We start from the raw sequence: 17,824 nt of genomic DNA, 5'->3' as shown, positions 1-17,824 counted from the left end.
GCGCCGGATTTGACCCAGCGCAATCGGCGGGTGCGGGCGTCTTAAGTCAGCATCGGACACTTCCCGAAACCGGATCCCACTTTCGGGTCCGATGCTCTAGCCGCCGAGCTTCGGGATCCGATGCTCGGTGGTGGCAAACGCGATGTTCTTCGTCTCCATGTAGAAGTCGAACGAGTAGTCGCCGCCGTCGCGGCCGATGCCGGAGGCCTTCATGCCGCCGAACGGCGACGGCAGGTGGCGCACGTTCTCCGAGTTCACCCAGATCATGCCGGCATCCAGCGCGTTCGACACCCGGAACGCCCGGCCGACGTCGCTGGTCCAGACGTAGCCGGCGAGGCCGTAGGCGACGCCGTTGGCGATCTCCAGCGCTTCGGCCTCGTCCTTGAACGGGATGGCGGTGAGCACCGGGCCGAAGATCTCCTCCTGGGCGATCCGCATGTCGGGGCGGGCGCCGGTGAACAGCGTCGGCGCGACGTAGCAGCCGCCGCCCGGCCCGTCGGCCGCACCGCCGCCGAGCGCGACGGTCGCGCCCTCCTCGCGCGCCAGCTCCAGATAGGAGAGCACCTTCTTCTGGTGCTCGGGATGGATGAGCGGGCCCACCACTGTCTCCGGGTCGAGCGGGTGGCCGATCTTGATGGCGCGCGCCTTCTCCGCGATCTTTGCCGTGAAGGCATCGTAGATGTCCGCCTCCACCAGGAGCCGGCTGGACGACGTGCAGCGCTCGCCGTTCAGCGAATAGATCATGAAGACGGCGGCTTCCGCCGCGCGGTCGAGATCGGCGTCCTTGAAGACGATCACCGGGTTCTTGCCGCCCAGCTCGAAATGCACGCGCTTCAGCGTCGGCGCCGCCTGGGCCATGATCGCCGAGCCGGTGGCGGATTCGCCGACGAAGGCGATCGCCTTGATCGCCGGATGCTCGGTGAGCGCCCGGCCGGCGTCCTCGCCGAAGCCGTTGACGGTGTTCCACACGCCCTTCGGCAGGCCGGCTTCCTCGGCGATCTCGACGAGCAGGCGGGCGGTCAGCGGCGACAGCTCCGCCGGCTTGTGGACGACCGTGCAGCCGGCGGCGAGCGCCGGCGCGATCTTCCAGGTCGACAGCATGAACGGCGTGTTCCACGGGGTGATGACCCCGACCGGGCCGAGCGGCACGCGGGTGGTGTAGTTGAACTGGCCCTCGGTGGTCAGCGCCTGGCCGTCGCGCGCCTCCGGCGCCCGGTCGGCATAGAAGCGGAAGTTCTCCGCGCCGCGCAGCGCCGCCTTCGACATGAAGCGGTGGGCCTGGCCGGTGTCCATGCACTCGACGAAGGCGATCTCCTCGGCGCGCGCGACGATGGCGTCGGCCACCTTGTGCAGGAGCTTCTTGCGCTCCTTGCCGGGCATCGCCGCCCATTCGGGGAAGGCGGCCTTGGCCGCCTTGGCGGCACGGTCGATGTCTTCCGCACCGCCGCGCGCGACGGTGGCGATCTTCTGAAGGTCGACCGGCGAGATCACCTCGAAGGTGGCGCCGTCGGCGGCCGGAACCGCCTCGCCGCCGATCTGGTTCAGGACGACGCCGTCGCGGAAGCGGGCGAGATAGGTTTCGGCTTTCGCCAGATTGTCGTTCAAAGTGGCCATGGGATTCCCGATGTTTCCGATGCGCCGCGGCCCGGCCTAGCTGGCGGCCTGGCTGCCCTCACGCCGTTTCATGTGGTCGCGGATCGAGCTCGCCTTCGGCGCCAGGTCCGGGTCGATGTCGCGCATCTCCATGGAGAGCGCGAATGGCCGGCGGACGAAGAGATCGGCGAGGAAGGTCTCCGCCGCGTCGAAGATCGCCTGGGTCGCGGCCTTGCGCATGTCGAGCGGCCGCCCCCCGCGCAGCCGCACGGAGAGGTCGATGAAGGCGTTGTCCGGATGGCCATCGGCGATGAGGTAGTCGGCGCAGCGCACGGCGCGGACGCGGATGCCGGCCGGCTCGAACACGCCCGTCGCCACCGCGGCCGCCCGAAGCGTCTCGCAGAAGCCCTGCATGTCCAGATCGCCATCGAGATTGGCGGAGTACTCGAACGAGATATGGGGCATGCGAGGCCTCTTCCGGTTATTAATTAACGTGTGAACTATAGCGCCCTGACCTGTCAACCGCCGACGCTCCGGCGGGGTCGGGCGCGCGCGGTCAGCGCTCGGTTCGCGACCGCCTGCGATGGGGCTCGCCGACGATCTCGCTGAGGGCGTCGGTCAGTTCGCCGCCCTGGTAGGTCTTCGGCGGCAGCGCGTTGAGGGTTTCCGTCAGGTCCTTCAGGAGCGCCTGCAGGGTCTCCATCTTCTCCGGCCCGAAGGCGCTGGTCACCTCGGCGTAGATCTCCTCGGAATAGGGCGCCACCGCGTCGATGAGAGTCAGGCCGGACGGGCTGATGGAGATCAGCGCGCGGCGCTGGTCGTCGGGGGCGCGCCGGCGGACGACGAGCTTCCGCGCTTCCAGGTCGCGCAGGATGCGCGACAGCGACGGGGCCAGCAGCGAGGTGGCGTTGGCGAGATCCGTGACCTCGATCTCCGCGACCGAATTGAGCGCGCGCAGCACCCGCCACTGCTGCTCGGTGATGTTGAAGAGATGCAGCGACGAGCGGAACCGGTTCATCACCGCCTCGCGGGCGAGCAGCAGCGACATGGGCAGCGAACGCGAGAAGCTGCGCAGCTTGACGTTGACGCTGGGCCGTTGGGGAGCGGACATCGACGGGTTTCCCATGAAGGCGACGCAGGCGCGGGGCGGCGGCCCGAAGGCCGCCGGATCCGGACCCTTGCCTCTTAACACGTTAATGGAGCCGCGCCATTCCCGGACGATCCATCGGGCGACCACATAACCGGTCCGGGTGACGCCCGCGCGCTACGGCGCCTTGTCCACCGAGTGGCGGCGGCAGAACGCCGTCAGCGCCTCGATCACCGGCGAGCCGGGCGCGATGTCGTCGGGGTTGGTGCCGATGAGGGTGACGGCGGCCTGCGCCTGGCCCTGCCAGTCCAGGATCGGCGCGGCGGAGGCAACCAGACCCGGAATGTAGCGCCCGTCGATGGTGGCGTGGCCGGCGGCCCGCACCTTTTCCGCCAGCGCCTTCGCGCCTTTGGCGTCGGGGGTCATGTCGGGGACCAGCTCGGGCCGGCCCTGCACCCGGCGCAGCTCGCGCCGCAGCTGGGCCGCCAGCACCGTGTCCGGCAGGTAGGCGAGGAAGATGCGGCCGCTCGCCGACGACAGCAGCGGCATGGTGGTGCCGAGCCCGAGCGCCGTGACGATGAAGGTGGTCGCGCGCTCCCAGCGCACCACCGTGGGCCCGGCGTTGCCCCAGACCACCAGCAGCGCGGTGCGGCCGGTCTCGGCGGCGAGCCCGGCGAGATCGTCGGCGGCCCAGTTGAAGAAGTCGTGCCGGTGCAGGGCGGCGAGGCCGAGCTCGATGGCGGTGGCGCCGAGGTCGTATTTTCCCGACCGCCCCGTCTGGCGCACCAGGCCGGCGTGGAGGAAGGAGGCCAGGTAGCGGTGCACCTTGGGCACCGGCATGTCGCAGGCGCGGGCGAGTTCGGTCAGGCCGACCGGGCCGTCGAGGCGCCCCATGGCGACGAGCACCCTGAGCGCGGCATCCAGCGACTGGATGCCGCCGGAGGCCTCGCCCGCGCCGTCGCCGTTCGCGTCGCGTCCCTGAGCGGACCTGCCCATCGCCGCGCCTGCCCTCACGCCACCGCCGGCAGGGCGAGATAGGCCTTCAGCGGCGCCACCGACGCGAGCTTCAGCCGGTCGCCGTTGCGCACGAACAGGCCGCGCACCTCGAAGCCGTCGAGCACCAGCCGGTCGTCCACATGGCCCTGATAGGCGAAGCGGACCGAGCGATCGGTCCACTCAGCGGGCGCCACCGTGATGGTCAGCGCGTCGCCGTCGGTGGCCGGCGAGCGGAACTTCGCGCCCACCTCCATCAGCCCCATGCCGACCACGCCGAGCTCGGCGCAGAGATCGCCGTGGCCGCGCCCGCGGCTGCGGACGAGCGCATGGAAGGTGCCGTCGAACCAGCGCAGATAGTTGGGGTAGTAGACGATTCCGGCCGGGTCGCAGTCCCCGAAGCGGATCGTGTGGGACGTCTGGAACATCGACGGTCTCTTTCCGTGAATTTCATCTATCGGAACCAATTGCATCATATGCAACTGGAAACTATGGTCCACCCGAATGCCGCGGGACAATAAGGCATCTGGGAGGATCAGGGTGACATCGCTTGCACACGTGGAAATTCTGGGTGGCGGGCCGGCCGGACTCTATGTCGGCATCCTGCTCAAGCAAGCCTTTCCGGAGGCCCGCGTCCGGGTGACCGAGCAGAACCCAGCCGACGCGACGTTCGGCTTCGGCGTGGTGTTCTCCGCCCAGGCGCTCGACTTCCTGAAGGCCGACGATCCCGAGACCCATGCGCTGATCACGCCCGAGATGGAGCGCTGGCAGAACATGACCCTCGTCCACAAGGGCGAAACGGTGGTGATCGACGGCGTCGGATTTTCGGCCATCGGACGCCTCGAACTCCTGATGATCCTGCAGGCGCGCGCCCGCGACGTTGGCGTGGAGCTTGTCTATGACCACCGGGTCGAGAGCGTCGACACGCTGGAGGCCGACCTCGTCATCGGCGCGGACGGACTGAACTCGCTGGTGCGCACCTCCGACGAAGCGGCCTTCAAGCCGTCGGTCGAGCCCTTCGAGAATCATTTCGCCTGGTTCGGGACCACCCTGCCATTCGAGACGCTGACGCAGACCTTCCGCGCCACCGAGCGCGGCACGCTGAACGCCCACCACTATCGCTACGCGCCGGGCATGAGCACCTTCATCGTCGAGTGCGACGCCGCGACGTTCGACGCCTACGGCTTCGCCGATCTCGACGAGGCCGCCACCGCGCGTGTCTGCGAGGAGATCTTCGCCGACACGCTGAAGGGCCATCCGCTGGTCGCCAACAACTCCATCTGGCGGCGCTTTCCGCGGCTGTGGTGCGAAAACTGGGTGTCCGGCAACCGGGCGCTCATGGGCGACGCCGTCCACACCGCGCACTATTCCATCGGCTCCGGCACCCGGCTCGCCATGGAGGACGCCATCGCGCTGGTCCGCGCCCTGCGCGAGGAGGACAGCGTCGAGGCGGCGCTCGCCGCCTACCAGGCGATCAGGCCGCCGATCGCCCGGAAGATCGTCGACGCCGCCAACACCTCGGCGCTCTGGTACGACCGCTTCCCCGAGTGGATGACGCTCGATCCCCTCGACTTCGCCTTCGCCTACATCACCCGCTCCGGGCGGGTCGACCTGGAGCGGCTGCGCACCGCCTCGCCGGGGTTCATGGCGGCCATCGACGCCGGCCGCGCGGCCAAGGGCGGCCACGAGCCGGCGGCGGCGATCGTCGACCCGGTCGGCGAGACCGACGGCGACCGCGAGATCGGCTTCGTCCGTAGCGACCACCCGAACTGCAGCGCCACGCTGTTCGACAACCTCGACCGCAACCCCGACGCCGTCGCCGTCACCGGCCCGGCCGGCACGCTGACCTACCGCGCGCTCTGCGCCGAGGCGGCGCGCTGGGGCAACGCCTTTGTCGCGGCGGGGCTGGCGCGCGGCGAGCGCATCGTGTTCTTCCTCGACGACACCCCGGCCTACCCGGCGGCGTTCTTCGGCGCCGTGCGCGCCGGCTTCGTGCCGGTGCTCTTGAACACCCAGGCGACGCCCGACCTGCTGCGCTTCTTCGTGGCCGACACCGGCGCCCGCATCGCGCTCTGCGAGGCGTCGCTCGGCGCGATGTTCGACGACCCGGAGATGCGGGCAAACGGGCTGGAGCGCACCATCGTCGTCAACGGATCGGGCGCGCTCGCCGACGGCTTCGAGCACGCCGACGCCTTCCTCGCCGGCCAGCCGGAGACGCTTGCCGCGGCCGACACCGGGCCGGACGACATGGCCTTCTGGATGTACTCCTCCGGCTCGACGGGCCGGCCCAAGGGCATCGTGCACCTGCACCACGACATGGCCTACACCCAGGCCTCCTACGCCGAGGCGATCCTGAAGCTGGCGCCCGGCGACGTGTGCTTCTCGATCCCGAAGATCTTCTTCGCCTACGGCTTCGGCAACGCCTTCACCTTCCCCTTCTCGGTCGGCGCGTCCGCGGTGCTGATGCCGGGCCGGCCGGAGGCGGAGCGGGTGCTGGACGTCATCGAGGCGTTCAAGCCGACGGTGCTGTTCGGGCTGCCGACGCTCTACACGGCGCTGGCGCGCGCCGACAGCATCGCGAAGCGGGACCTGTCGTCGATCCGCCTGTCGGTGTCGGCCGCCGAGATCCTGTCGGCCGACGTCTTCAACGCCTGGAAGGAGCTCACCGGCAAGGGGCCGGTGGAAGGCCTCGGCTCCACCGAGATGCTGCACGTCTACCTCTCCAACACCATCGACGAACAGCGCCTCGGCTCGGCCGGCAAGCGGGTGCCGGGCTACGAGGTGGCGCTGCGCGATCCCGACGGCACCGACGTCGCGCCGGGCCAGGAGGGCGTCATGTGGGTGCGCGGCAACTCCTCCGCGCCGCTCTACTGGAACCGGCCGGAGACCACCGAAAGCACGATGCGCGGCGACTGGATCTACACCGGCGACCGCTTCGTCGAGGAGGACGGCTTCTACTTCTTCCAGGGGCGCGCCGACGACCTGATCAAGGTGTCCGGGCAGTGGGTGTGGCCGCTGGAGGTGGAGCGCTGCCTGAACGAGCATCCGCACGTGCAGGAGTGCGCGGTGCTGGCGCACGAGCTGGAGGACCGGCGGATGACGCTGCGCGCCGTGGTGGCGCTGCGCGACGGCCATGCGGAGAGCCCGGAGGAGACGCGCCTGCTGCAGGACCACGTCAAGCAGGTGCTGATCGCCTACAAGTATCCGCGCATCGTCGAGTACGTCGCCGAGCTGCCGAAGACCGGCACCGGCAAGATCGACCGGCAGGCGCTCGCCCGCCCCCGCAACTGACGCCGGGATCACGTTCCCGGTTTCCGTTTCCACCGAAATGACGCATTTAGGCGAGGACGAACCGCCTATCCGTTCACGTGTTCCTGCCGTCCGCCTTGCATTCGGCCCAGCCATACCGCGGGGCCGGGCGGCAAACGAGGAGACCGCAATGCTGTTCGACGTTCCGACCACCCCGGCCGTCCCCGTCAAGGGCGAGGCGTCGGCCTATCCCGTCCACCGGATCTTCTGCGTCGGCCGCAACTACGCCGCCCACGCCGCCGAGATGGGCTTCGAGGTCGACCGCGAGGCGCCGTTCTACTTCACCAAGCCGGCGAGCGCGATCGTCCACACCGGCGCGACCATCCCCTACCCGCCCGGCACCCAGAACTTCCACTACGAGATGGAGCTGGTGGTGGCGATCGGAAAGCCGGTGTTCAAGGTCGACACGAAGGCCGCCCAGGACGCCGTCTACGGCTACGCCGCCGGCCTCGACATGACCCGCCGCGACCTGCAGCTCGCCGCCCGCGAGAAGGGCCGCCCGTGGGACCTGGGCAAGTCGTTCGAGAAGTCGGCCGTCATCGGCGAGATGACCAAGGCCGCGGACTTCGGCGAGATCGGCCGCCAGCGCATCTGGCTGACGGTCAACGACGAGACCAAGCAGGACGCCAAGCTCACCGAGCTGATCTGGAACGTGCCGGAAATCGTCAGCCACCTGTCGGGCTACTATCACCTGATCCCGGGCGACCTGATCTACACCGGCACGCCGGCGGGCGTCGGCCCGGTGGTGGCCGGTGACGTGCTGAACGGCGGCATCGACGGCCTCGCGCCGATCTCGCTGACCATCGGTGACGCCGAATGATGACGTTCTACGGATATTTCCGCAGTTCGTCGGCCTACCGCTGCCGCATCGCCTTCAACCTGAAGGGCATCGAGGTGGACTTCCGCCCGGTGCACCTCAGGAAGGGCGAGCAGAAGTCCGACGACTACCGCGCCCTCAACCCGCAGGGCCTGGTGCCGGCGCTGGTCGACGGCGACACGGTGCTCACCCAGTCGCTCGCCATCATCGAGTGGCTGGACGAGACGCACCCGGAACCGAAGCTGTTGCCGGGCAATGCGGAGATGCGGGCGAAGATCCGCGCCTTCTCCCAGGTGATCGCCTGCGAGATCCACCCGCTGCAGAACCTGCGCGTGCTCGCCTACCTGAAGGGCGAGCTCGGTCAGGATCAGGCGGGCGCCGACGCCTGGTGCCAGCGCTGGATCGGCGACGGGCTCGCCGCCTGCGAGGCGCTGCTCGCGCGCGAAGCCAACGACGGCCCGTTCTGCTTCGGCGACACGCCGACGCTCGCCGACATCTGCCTGGTGCCGCAGGTGTTCTCGGCCGAGCGCTTCGGCGTCGACCTCTCCGCCATGCCGCGGGTGCGCGACGTGCATGCCGCGTGCGAGGCGCTGCCGGCCTTCGCCGACGCCCATCCGGCCAAGCAGCCGGACAACGACCTCTAGCACTCGACCACTCGGCCCGCTCTCAAGCGGCCGGCCCCCTCTCCGACCCGACGGCGGCGCCTCTCGCGCCGCCGTTTGTCGTTCCGGGCGGGGCGGACTGGCGGTTCCCACGTTTCCTCATCCCGCTCGGAAGACTGCCGGCGCGCGGTGGATCCGGCGCCATCCTCGGCGGCATGCCGGCACCGCCCCGGGCGCCGTGCGCGACCTTCATCCTGCTGCCGTCGAACGCCGCCAGGATGGCGCCGGACCGACCGCGCAGCGGGCCCGCGCCTCGATTGACATGAAACATGAATCATGCGTCATAATGGGAAAACCGGCGATGCGGGACCGCGTGGTGTCCAGCCCGACCGGTTCGTCCAGGAAGGGGCGCCCCGTGCCTGCGGGAGCGGGACGCCGACGGACATTCACCAGGGAGGGTTCCAGATGAAACGCCTGATCGCTGCCGCCGCCGCGGCCGCACTGGTCTTCGCCGCGACACACGCCTCGGCCCAGTCCGATCCGGTCAAGATCGCCCACGTCTACGGCAAGACGGGCGCGCTCGAGGCCTACGGCAAGCAGTCCAACATCGGGCTGATGATGGGGCTGGAATACGCCACCGACGGCACCATGGAGATCGACGGCCGCAAGATCGAGGTCATCGAGAAGGACACCCAGGGCAAGCCGGACGTAGGCAAGGCCGCGCTCGCCGAAGCCTACGGCGACGACGAGGTCGACATCGCGGTCGGGCCCGTGTCGTCGGGCGTGGCGCTCGCCATGCTGCCGGTCGCCCAGGAATACGAGAAGGTGCTGCTCGTCGAGCCGGCGGTGGCCGACTCCATCACCGGCGCCAACTGGAACCGCTACATCTTCCGCACCGGCCGCAACTCCTCCCAGGACGCGATCGCCAACGCCGTCGCGCTGGGCGGCGAGAACGTCAAGATCGCGACGCTCGCCCAGGACTACGCCTTCGGCCGCGACGGCGTCGCCGCCTTCAAGGACGCGCTTGCGGGCACCGGCGCCGAGCTGGTCTTCGAGGAGTACGTGCCGACCGACACCCAGGACTTCACCGCCTCCGCCCAGCGCATCTTCGATGCCCTGAAGGGCGAGGACGGCCGCAAGTTCCTGTTCGTCATCTGGGCCGGCGGCAACAACCCGATCGGCAAGATCAAGGCGATGGCGCCGGAACGCTTCGACATCGAGATCGCCACCGGCGGCAACATCCTGGCGGCGATGGCCGCCTACAAGGATCTGCCGGGGATGGAAGGCGCGACCTACTATTACTACGAGATCCCGAAGAACCCGGTGAACGACTGGCTCGTGAAGGAGCACCAGGCGCGCTACGGCCAGCCGCCCGACTTCTTCACCGCCGGCGGCATGGCGGCGGGCATGGCCATCGTCGCGGCGATCAAGGCCTCCGGCGGGTCCACCGAGACCGACGACCTGATCGCGGCGATGGAGGGCATGGAGTTCGACACGCCCAAGGGCACGATGATCTTCCGCAAGGAGGACCATCAGGCGCTGCAGTCCATGTACCACTTCAAGATCGAGGTGAAGGACGACGTCGCCTGGGGGATCCCGGTGCTCGTGAAGGAGCTGAAGATCGAGGACATGGACATCCCGGTCCGCAACTGATCCACGGCTCGCGCTCCGGGGCACCGGTCGGCCTCAGCCGTCCGGTGCCCCCGTCTTTCCCCCGATCGAGCAGCACCCCGCCATGAGCGAACATCCGGTCCTCGAGACCCGTGACCTGACGATCCGCTTCGGCGGCCACGTCGCCGTCAACGGCATCTCGGCGGCGTTCGCGCGCGGCACGCTGACGGCCATCGTCGGCCCGAACGGCGCCGGCAAGACCACCTATTTCAACCTGATCTCCGGCCAGCTCGCCGCGACCCGCGGCCAGGTGCTCTTGAACGGCGAGGACATCACCCGCGTCGGCGTCGCCGCCCGCACCCGGCGCGGCATCGGCCGCGCCTTCCAACTGACGAACCTGTTTCCCGACCTGACCGTGCGCGAGAACGTGCGCCTCGTCATCCAGGCGAAGGCGCACCGCGGCTTCGACCTGTTCTCCATGGCCGACAGCCACACCGAGCTGCTGGAGAAGGCCGACCACGTGCTCGCCCAGGTGCGGCTCGACAGCGTCGCCGACCAGACCGTCGCCACCCTCTCCCACGGCAACCAGCGCAAGCTGGAGGTGGCGCTGCTGATCGCGCTGGACCCGGACGTGATGATGTTCGACGAGCCGACCGCCGGCATGAGCGTCGACGAGGTGCCGGTGATCCTCGACCTGATCACCGCCATGAAGGCCGATCCCAGCCGCACCATCCTGCTGGTGGAGCACAAGATGGACGTCATCCGCTCGCTCGCCGACCGCATCCTGGTGCTGCACAACGGCCAGCTGGTCGCCGACGGCGACCCGGCCGAGGTGATCGCCTCGCCGATCGTCCAGCAGGCCTATCTGGGCGTGGAGGCCGAGGATGCCTGAGGCGCTGCTGACGCTCGACGGCGTCCACACCCACATCGCCCAGTACCACATCCTCCAGGGCGTCACCTTCCAGGTGCCGGCCGGCGGCGTCTCCATGCTGCTCGGCCGCAACGGCGCCGGCAAGACCACCACGCTGCGCACCATCATGGGGCTGTGGCGGGCCTCCGCCGGCACCATCCGCTTCGACGGCCGCGACATCACCGCGCTCGCCACCCCCGACATCGCCCGGCTCGGCATCGCCTATGTGCCGGAAAGCATGGGCATCTTCTCCGACCTGACGGTGCGCGAGAACGTCTACCTGGCCGCCACCTCCGGCCCGATGGATCCGGCCCGTCTCGACTGGCTGTTCGCGCTGTTTCCGCCGCTGAAGACCTTCTGGGACATGCCGGCCGGCAACCTCTCCGGCGGCCAGAAGCAGATGCTGTCGATCGCCCGGGCGATCATCGAGCCGCGCCGGCTGATCCTCATCGACGAGCCGACCAAGGGGCTGGCGCCGGCCATCATCCGCTCGGTGCGCAAGGCGCTCGTCGACCTGAAGGAAACCGAAACGACCATCCTGCTGGTCGAGCAGAACTTCCAGCTCGCCAGCCGGGTCGGCGACACCGTGTCGGTGATGGACGACGGCCGCATTCTGCACACCGGCGAGATGGCGGCGCTCACCGCCGACCGCGCCTTGCAGGAGCGGCTGATGGGCCTGAGCCTGGAGGCGCACCAGTGAGCGACACCGCCATCCGCCCCACCATCGAACGGCCGAGCCTGCAGGACCGGGTGAAGACGCACGCGCCGCTGGCGCTGGTGCCGGTGCTGGCGCTCCTCGGCCTCGTCGCCATGGGCAGCCCGTCGACCTGGCTGACGCTGACGGTCGCCGGCCTCGCGATGGGCATGATGATCTTCATCATGGCCTCCGGCCTGACGCTCGTCTTCGGGCTGATGGACGTCATCAATTTCGGCCACGGCGCGTTCGTCACCGTCGGCGCCTTCGTCGGCTTCTCGGTGCTCGGCTGGCTCGCCGGCTGGACCTCCGATCCCTCGGTGCTGCTCAACCTCGCCGCCGTGCTGATCGCCATCCTGGTCGCGATGGCCGCCACGGCGCTGATCGGCTACGGCTTCGAGCGGGTAATCGTGAAGCCGGTCTACGGCAGCCACCTGAAGAAGATCCTGGTGACCATGGGCGGGCTGATCATCGCCCAGCAGCTCATCTACGTGGTGTGGGGCCCCGACGCGCTGCACATCTCGCGGCCGGAATCGCTGCAGGGCTCGTTCATCCTCGGCAACGCGCTGATCGAGAAGTACCGGCTGCTCGCCGTGGTGATCGGCGTCGCCCTGTTCCTCGCCATGACCTTCGTGCTCAACCGCACCAAGATCGGCCTGCTGGTGCGCGCCGGCGTGGAGAACGGCGAGATGGTGGAGGCGCTCGGCTACCGGATCCGCCGGCTCTTCCTGGGCGTGTTCATGGCCGGCTCGGCGCTGGCCGGCCTCGGCGGCGTGATGTGGGGGCTCTACCAGCAGACCATCACCGCCCACATGGGCTCGGAGATCATGGTGCTGGTGTTCATCGTCGTCATCATCGGCGGCCTCGGCTCGGTCGGCGGCTGCTTCATCGGCGCCATGCTGGTCGGGCTGCTCTCCAACTACGCGGCGTTTCTGGTGCCGAAGTTCGCGCTGGTCTCGACGATCGTCCTGATGATGGCGGTCCTGATGTGGCGGCCACAGGGGCTGTTCCCCGTGGTCAAGGCGAAGTGAGGCCGGCCCGATGATCACCCGGCTTCTCTCCGGCGACCGGCCCGGCAGTCTTGTCCTCGCGATCGTGCTGCTGGCGATCTTCGTCTGCCTCGCCTTCGCGCCGTTCCTGTTCCCCGGCACACGGTCGGTGGAGACGGCGGCGCGCATCTGCATCTTCATCGTGCTGGTGGCGAGCTACGACCTGCTGCTCGGCTACACCGGCATCGTCTCGTTCGCCCACACGATGTTCTTCGGCATCGGCGCCTACGGCGTGGCCATCGCCATCTCCGCCATGGGCCCGAGCTTCGGCGCGATCATCGTCGGCGGGCTCGCGGGCGTTGCCGTCGCGATGCTGCTCGCCCTGCTGATCGGGCTGTTCTCGCTCCGGGTGAAGGCGATCTTCTTCGCCATGGTGACGCTGGCGGTGGCGAGCGCCTTCGCGGTGCTGGTCTCCCAGACATCGGGCCTCACCGGCGGCGAGGACGGCCTCAACTACGCCATTCCGAAGGTGTTCAGCCCGGCCTTCAAGCTCCTGGACGACCGCGTGCTCGGCGTCCGCATCGACGGGAAGCTGCTGCTCTATTATTTCGTCTTCGTCGCCTCGACGGTGCTGTTCCTGGTGATGCTCCGGATGGTCAACTCGCCGTTCGGGCGGGTGCTCCAGGCGGTTCGCGAGAACGCCTTCCGCGCCGAGGCGATCGGCTACCGCGTCGTCTTCTACCGCACCGCCGCCACCGTGCTGTCGGCCGCCATGGCGGCGCTCGCCGGCGTGCTGATCGCGGTGTGGCTGCGCTACACCGGGCCGGCGACCACCCTGTCGTTCGAGATCATGATCGACATCCTGCTGATGGTGGTGATCGGCGGCATGGGGACCATGTACGGCGCGGTGATCGGCGCGACGCTCTTCATCCTCGCCCAGACCTATCTGCAGAACCTGATGGGGGCGGCCTCGGACGCCACCGCGGCGCTGCCGCTGGTGCCGGACCTGCTCGATCCCGGCCGCTGGCTGCTGTGGCTCGGCGTGCTGTTCATCCTCTCCGTCTACTTCTTCCCGACCGGCATCGTCGGGCGCCTGCGCGGGCGCACCGGGTGAGCGACCGGTCCGGCGGCCTGCACCTGCGCGAAACCGGGACCGGGCGGCCGATCCTGTTCCTGCACGGCTGGAGCTGCCACGGCGGCTTCTTCGACGCACCCATGGCGGCGCTCGCCGATACCTTCCACGGCCTCGCCCCCGACCTGCCGGGGCACGGCGGAACGGGGATGGCCGGCCCGGCGCTGACCATCGAGGCGGCGGCCGATGCCTGCGCCGGCCTGCTGGCCGACCGCGGCCTCTCCGACGTCGTGCTCGTCGGCTGGTCGATGGGCGCCCACGTCGCCTATTCCCTGATCGAGCGCCACGGGGCGTCGCGCATCGGCGGCCTCGTCGTGCTCGACATGACGGCGAAGATCCTCAACGACGAGGGCTGGAAGCTCGGCATCTCCGGCGGCTTCGACGCGGCCCGCAACGCGCTCGCGCTGCGCCTGATGCGGACGGACTGGTCGGCCTATGCCGCCGCCCTGACCCGCAACATGTTCGCCGACGGGATCGCGCCGAAGGACCCGGCGATCGCGGCGCTGCTCGCCGACATCCGCCGCGACGACCCGGCCGCGATGACCGCCATGTGGACGTCGCTCGCCGCCCAGGACTTCCGGCCGCTGCTGCCACGCCTCACGGTGCCGACGGTGATCGCCCACGGCGCGAAGAGCCGGATCTACGGCGCCGACGTCGCCCGCTTCCAGGCCGACGCCATCCCGGACGCCCGGATCGAGACGTTCGCGGCGTCCGGCCACTCGCCGCATCTGGAGGAACCGGACGCGTTCGCCGCGATGCTGCGGCGGTTTGCGGCCGGCGCCTGACAGTCAGCGTCGGGTGGAGTCCCCGCGTCTGGACAGCGAACCGGCACCCACCTCGCCTGGAAACGCTACGCGCGGAGCCAGCGCGCGACTGCGCGCCGGCCGGAGGCCGCCCACCCGGAGCCGGTGAGCGCAAGCGAACTCGGCGTGAGGGGAATTATTCAGCCGCGTTTCCGGACGGCGAACCGGTGCCCACTTCGCCTGGAAACGCTTTGGCTCAGGCGCCGACGTCCTTCACCAGCACCAGCGCGCGGCCCCGGCAGATCTCGGCGCCCGACGCATCCCGGCAGACGGTGGCGAGGTCGACCAGGTGCTTGTCGGGCCGCACCCGCGTCACCTCGACGGTCGCGGTCAGCGGCTCGTCGAACGGGGCGGGCCGCAGGAACGTCATCTCCTGCTTCAGGTAGTTGGTGCCCGAGCCCGGCAGTTCGACGCCAAGGAGGTAGGAGAACAGCGCACCGATCAGCGGCTCCGGCACCGCCTCGACGGTGAGGTCCTCCATCCCCGACAGCTGCGCGAACGCCGCGCCGTCGGCGTGCCGGTAGGTGCGGCTGGTCGCCGCCGTCTGGCCGATGGCGATCATGCCGCCTCCCGGTCGAGCGCGCAGGTGCCCTGCAGGACGATCTCGCCGTCGGCGTCGCGGGCGACGGTCACGGCCAGGCCGCCGCTCTCGTCCGGCACGATGCGGATCGTCAGCGGCTCTCCGGCGAAGGCGGGATTGGGGAACATCAGCGTCTGCCCGGCGTGGCGGGCGTCGGGCCAGCGACCGCGGATCAGCGCCCAGACGCGGGAATAGATCAGCATGCCGTGGGAGACGGTGCGGCCGAAGCGCGTGCGGGCGGAAAAATCCGGGTCGACATGGATCGGGTTGTCGTCGCCCGACAGCGCCGCGAACCGGTCGAATGCGTCCTGGGTGGGCGTCCAGCCCGCCACCACGCCGTTCGCCTGCGTTGCGTCCGCGCTCATGCCGATCCCTTCCTGAGGATGTGTTTCTGGACCTTGCCGGCGGCCGTCCGGGGGAAGTCGTCGACCACGCTCATGTGCTTCGGGACCTTGTAGGCGGCGAGCCGCTCGCGGCACCACGCCCGGAGCGCGTCGGGCTCGATGGCGCGGCCCGGGCGCGGCAGCAGGAAGGCGTGGCCGACCTCGCCCCAGGTCGCGTCGCCGACACCCACGACGACGGCCTCCAGCACGTCCTCGTGGCACGAGAGAACCCGCTCCACCTCGGCCGGATAGACGTTTTCGCCGCCGGAGATGTACATGTCCTTGATGCGGTCGACGATGTAGAAATAGCCGTCGGCGTCCCGCCGGGCGACATCGCCGCTGCGCAGCCAGCCGTCCTCGGTGAACGCCTTGTCGGTCGCTTCCGGGTCCTCGAAGTAGCCGGGGGTGACGCCGGGCCCGCGCACCTGCAGCTCCCCCTCCCCCTCGCCGGCGATCGGCCGTTCCTGCGCATCGACGATCCGGGCCTCGGCGAGGATCTGCGCCTTGCCGACGGAGCCGATCTTGGCGCCGGCGTGGGCGCGGTCCATCAGGAACAGCGTCGGCCCGGTCTCGGTCATGCCCATGCCGTTGCAGACGGCGACGCCGCGCTCGGCGTACTGGCGGATCAGCGCCGCCGACAGGGGCGCCCCGCCGCAGCCCCAGAAGCGGACCTTGTCGACCGCGAGCGCCTCGAAGCGCGCCGACAAAGCGAGCGCCTGGTAGATCGCCGGGACGCCGAAGAAATGGGTGAGCGTGCCGGCCGCGATCAGGTCCAGCACGGCGTCCGGCTCGAACTTCGGCAGCACGTGGCTGAGCCCGCCGTTGAGGAACAGCGGCAGCGTCGGCAGGTTGATGCCGGCGGTGTGGAACAGCGGCAGGAAGTTGATGGAGATGTCGTCGGCCGTGAGCCCGGACGGCTGGCCGTAGTTGACGGCGTTCGCCCAGGCCATGCCGAAGGTGCAGATCACCGCCTTCGGCTCGCCGGTGGTGCCCGAGGTGAACAGCAGGTACCAGACGTCGCCGGCGCGGCGGCGGCCGGGGCCGTACGGCCGGCCGGAGGCGCCGCAGATCAGCGCCTTCATGTCGTGGTCGGCGCGGCCGCCTGGGTCCATGGCGACCCGCGCAACGCCCGCCTCCGCGGCGATCGCCTCGGCGAGCGGCGCGGACGCGGCGTCGTGAAACAGCAGCCGGGCGCCCGAGCGGCGCAGCACCGGCCCCGCCTCGGCCGGCGGCTGGCGCCAGTTCAACGGCACCAGGATCAGCTCCGCCTTCAGGCAGGCGAACAGCAGAACGAAGAAGTCGGCCCGGTTGAGGCAGACGGCGGCGATGCGGTCGCCCGGCGCCATGCCGAGCCCCGCCAGCGCCTCGGCAAGCCGGTCGGCGCGGGCGTTGACGCCGGAAAAGCTGATGGCGCCGCCGTGGTGCGCATCGACGAACGCGAACCGCTCGGGGGTCAGTTCGGCCCGCTTGGCCGACATGTCGGTCACGAAATCCAAGGTCCTCCCCCCTCGTTCGAGACGTTTCTCTGGTCAGGCACCACCGGCGATGCGTTGCCGCCGGTTCAGGAATGAGGTCATCCGCGCCGCCGTCTCCGCCGACGCGATCAGCTCCAGGAACGACCGCTCCTCCGCCGCCAGGCGCTCCGCCACGCGGGCGCGGCGCGCCGCGTCCCAGACCAGGCCACGGGTCGCCCGGAGGCTCGCCTGCGACTTGGCCGCAAGCGCCTCCAGCCAGCCGGCGACGACGCCGTCCAGGCCGTCCCGGGGCGCGACCGTCGTGGCCAGCCCGAGGCCAAGCGCCTCGGCCGCGCCAATGCGGCGGTTGAGGACCTGGATCTCCAGCGCCTTCGCCGCGCCGAGCCGGTCGGGCAGCAGCGCCGTCCAGCCGCCGTCGGGCGAGAAGCCCACCTCCGAGTAGAACGGCTGGAGGAAGGCGTCGTCGGCCATCGCCACCAGATCGGCGGCGAGCACCAGCCCGACCGATCCGCCGGTCACCGGCCCGTTCACCCGCGCGATCACCGGCATCGGCAGGGCGAGAAGCGCCAGGATCGCGGCGTGCAGGGTGCCCACCGTCTGCCGCGCATAGTCCCGCAGCGCCGCGGGATCGTCCGCCGCAGCGGCGAAGCCGGCAACGTCGCCGCCGGTGGAGAAGCTGCGCCCGGCGCCGGTCAGGACGACGGCTGCGGCTGTCCCCTCCTCCGCTTCGCGGAGCGACGCGCGCAGGTCGTCCAGCAGCGCCGGCGTCAGCGCGTTGTGACGCTCCGGCCGGTCGAGGACGACGGTCGCCACTCTGTCCTGCCAGTCGGTGCGGACGAGGCCCAT

18 protein-coding genes are annotated in these 17,824 nt (G+C 70.0%); 9 read left to right on the top strand and 9 right to left on the bottom strand.

The genetic code is table 11. The annotated features are described in order from the left end of the window. Positions 1-96: 96 nt before the first annotated feature. The 5 genes from hpaE to ACSSVZ_RS07655 form a co-directional block, all read right to left on the bottom strand. Positions 97-1,614 (bottom strand): 5-carboxymethyl-2-hydroxymuconate semialdehyde dehydrogenase, encoded by a 1,518-nt coding sequence (gene hpaE, locus ACSSVZ_RS07675; RefSeq protein ID WP_453969203.1) that lies wholly within the window; start codon positions 1,612-1,614, stop codon positions 97-99. Between the two features lie 36 nt (positions 1,615-1,650). Then, positions 1,651-2,058, bottom strand: a complete 408-nt coding sequence (locus ACSSVZ_RS07670; protein WP_453969202.1) for a 5-carboxymethyl-2-hydroxymuconate Delta-isomerase — start codon at positions 2,056-2,058, stop codon at positions 1,651-1,653. Positions 2,059-2,149: 91 nt separating this feature from the next. Further along, positions 2,150-2,704, bottom strand: coding sequence for a homoprotocatechuate degradation operon regulator HpaR (hpaR, locus tag ACSSVZ_RS07665; protein WP_453969201.1), 555 nt, complete (start codon positions 2,702-2,704; stop codon positions 2,150-2,152). Positions 2,705-2,857: 153 nt separating this feature from the next. Beyond that, positions 2,858-3,676, bottom strand: a complete 819-nt coding sequence (locus ACSSVZ_RS07660; protein ID WP_453969200.1) for an IclR family transcriptional regulator — start codon at positions 3,674-3,676, stop codon at positions 2,858-2,860. A gap of 14 nt (positions 3,677-3,690) precedes the next feature. Beyond that, complete coding sequence (locus ACSSVZ_RS07655) at positions 3,691-4,101, bottom strand: acyl-CoA thioesterase (RefSeq protein ID WP_453969199.1); 411 nt, start codon at positions 4,099-4,101, stop codon at positions 3,691-3,693. Between the two features lie 112 nt (positions 4,102-4,213). On the opposite strand from ACSSVZ_RS07655, the gene ACSSVZ_RS07650 reads away from it, so the two are divergent. From ACSSVZ_RS07650 to ACSSVZ_RS07610, 9 genes are all read left to right on the top strand, one after another. Beyond that, a complete protein-coding gene (locus ACSSVZ_RS07650; protein ID WP_453969198.1) occupies positions 4,214-6,964 on the top strand; it encodes a benzoate-CoA ligase family protein in 2,751 nt (916 codons plus the stop codon). Between the two features lie 148 nt (positions 6,965-7,112). Beyond that, positions 7,113-7,802 carry a fumarylacetoacetate hydrolase family protein gene (locus ACSSVZ_RS07645; protein WP_453969197.1) on the top strand — a complete coding sequence of 230 codons (690 nt, stop codon included), beginning with the start codon at positions 7,113-7,115 and terminating at the stop codon, positions 7,800-7,802. Then, positions 7,802-8,443, top strand: coding sequence for a maleylacetoacetate isomerase (gene maiA, locus ACSSVZ_RS07640; protein ID WP_453969305.1), 642 nt, complete (start codon positions 7,802-7,804; stop codon positions 8,441-8,443). The genes ACSSVZ_RS07645 and maiA overlap by 1 nt, the downstream gene beginning before the upstream one ends. A gap of 423 nt (positions 8,444-8,866) precedes the next feature. Continuing rightward, positions 8,867-10,054: a substrate-binding domain-containing protein gene (locus tag ACSSVZ_RS07635; RefSeq protein ID WP_453969196.1), complete on the top strand. Its 1,188-nt coding sequence runs from the start codon at positions 8,867-8,869 to the stop codon at positions 10,052-10,054. Positions 10,055-10,136: 82 nt separating this feature from the next. After that, positions 10,137-10,904, top strand: coding sequence for an ABC transporter ATP-binding protein (locus tag ACSSVZ_RS07630; RefSeq protein WP_453969195.1), 768 nt, complete (start codon positions 10,137-10,139; stop codon positions 10,902-10,904). Next, positions 10,897-11,622 carry an ABC transporter ATP-binding protein gene (locus ACSSVZ_RS07625; RefSeq protein ID WP_453969194.1) on the top strand — a complete coding sequence of 242 codons (726 nt, stop codon included), beginning with the start codon at positions 10,897-10,899 and terminating at the stop codon, positions 11,620-11,622. Before ACSSVZ_RS07630 ends, ACSSVZ_RS07625 begins: the two co-directional genes overlap by 8 nt. Next, a complete protein-coding gene (locus tag ACSSVZ_RS07620) occupies positions 11,619-12,647 on the top strand; it encodes a branched-chain amino acid ABC transporter permease (RefSeq protein WP_453969193.1) in 1,029 nt (342 codons plus the stop codon). The genes ACSSVZ_RS07625 and ACSSVZ_RS07620 overlap by 4 nt, the downstream gene beginning before the upstream one ends. A gap of 10 nt (positions 12,648-12,657) precedes the next feature. After that, complete coding sequence (locus tag ACSSVZ_RS07615) at positions 12,658-13,719, top strand: branched-chain amino acid ABC transporter permease (protein ID WP_453969192.1); 1,062 nt, start codon at positions 12,658-12,660, stop codon at positions 13,717-13,719. Further along, positions 13,716-14,522 carry an alpha/beta fold hydrolase gene (locus ACSSVZ_RS07610; protein ID WP_453969191.1) on the top strand — a complete coding sequence of 269 codons (807 nt, stop codon included), beginning with the start codon at positions 13,716-13,718 and terminating at the stop codon, positions 14,520-14,522. The genes ACSSVZ_RS07615 and ACSSVZ_RS07610 overlap by 4 nt, the downstream gene beginning before the upstream one ends. 214 nt (positions 14,523-14,736) lie before the next feature. Here ACSSVZ_RS07610 and ACSSVZ_RS07605 read toward each other — a convergent pair whose 3' ends face one another. The 4 genes from ACSSVZ_RS07605 to ACSSVZ_RS07590 are packed head-to-tail and all read right to left on the bottom strand — an operon-like array spanning position 14,737 to position 17,824. Continuing rightward, positions 14,737-15,102, bottom strand: a complete 366-nt coding sequence (locus ACSSVZ_RS07605) for a phosphate acetyltransferase (RefSeq protein WP_453969190.1) — start codon at positions 15,100-15,102, stop codon at positions 14,737-14,739. Then, positions 15,099-15,485 (bottom strand): MaoC family dehydratase, encoded by a 387-nt coding sequence (locus tag ACSSVZ_RS07600; protein ID WP_453969189.1) that lies wholly within the window; start codon positions 15,483-15,485, stop codon positions 15,099-15,101. Before ACSSVZ_RS07600 ends, ACSSVZ_RS07605 begins: the two co-directional genes overlap by 4 nt. Next, positions 15,482-16,990, bottom strand: coding sequence for an AMP-binding protein (locus tag ACSSVZ_RS07595; RefSeq protein ID WP_453969304.1), 1,509 nt, complete (start codon positions 16,988-16,990; stop codon positions 15,482-15,484). The genes ACSSVZ_RS07600 and ACSSVZ_RS07595 overlap by 4 nt, the downstream gene beginning before the upstream one ends. A 42-nt stretch (positions 16,991-17,032) precedes the next feature. Continuing rightward, positions 17,033-17,824: an enoyl-CoA hydratase/isomerase family protein gene (locus ACSSVZ_RS07590; RefSeq protein WP_453969188.1), complete on the bottom strand. Its 792-nt coding sequence runs from the start codon at positions 17,822-17,824 to the stop codon at positions 17,033-17,035.

The organism is Amorphus sp. MBR-141 (assembly GCF_053628695.1).
The sequence above is the reverse complement of the archived record's forward strand: the minus strand, read 5'-3'. Positions and strand labels throughout refer to the sequence as shown.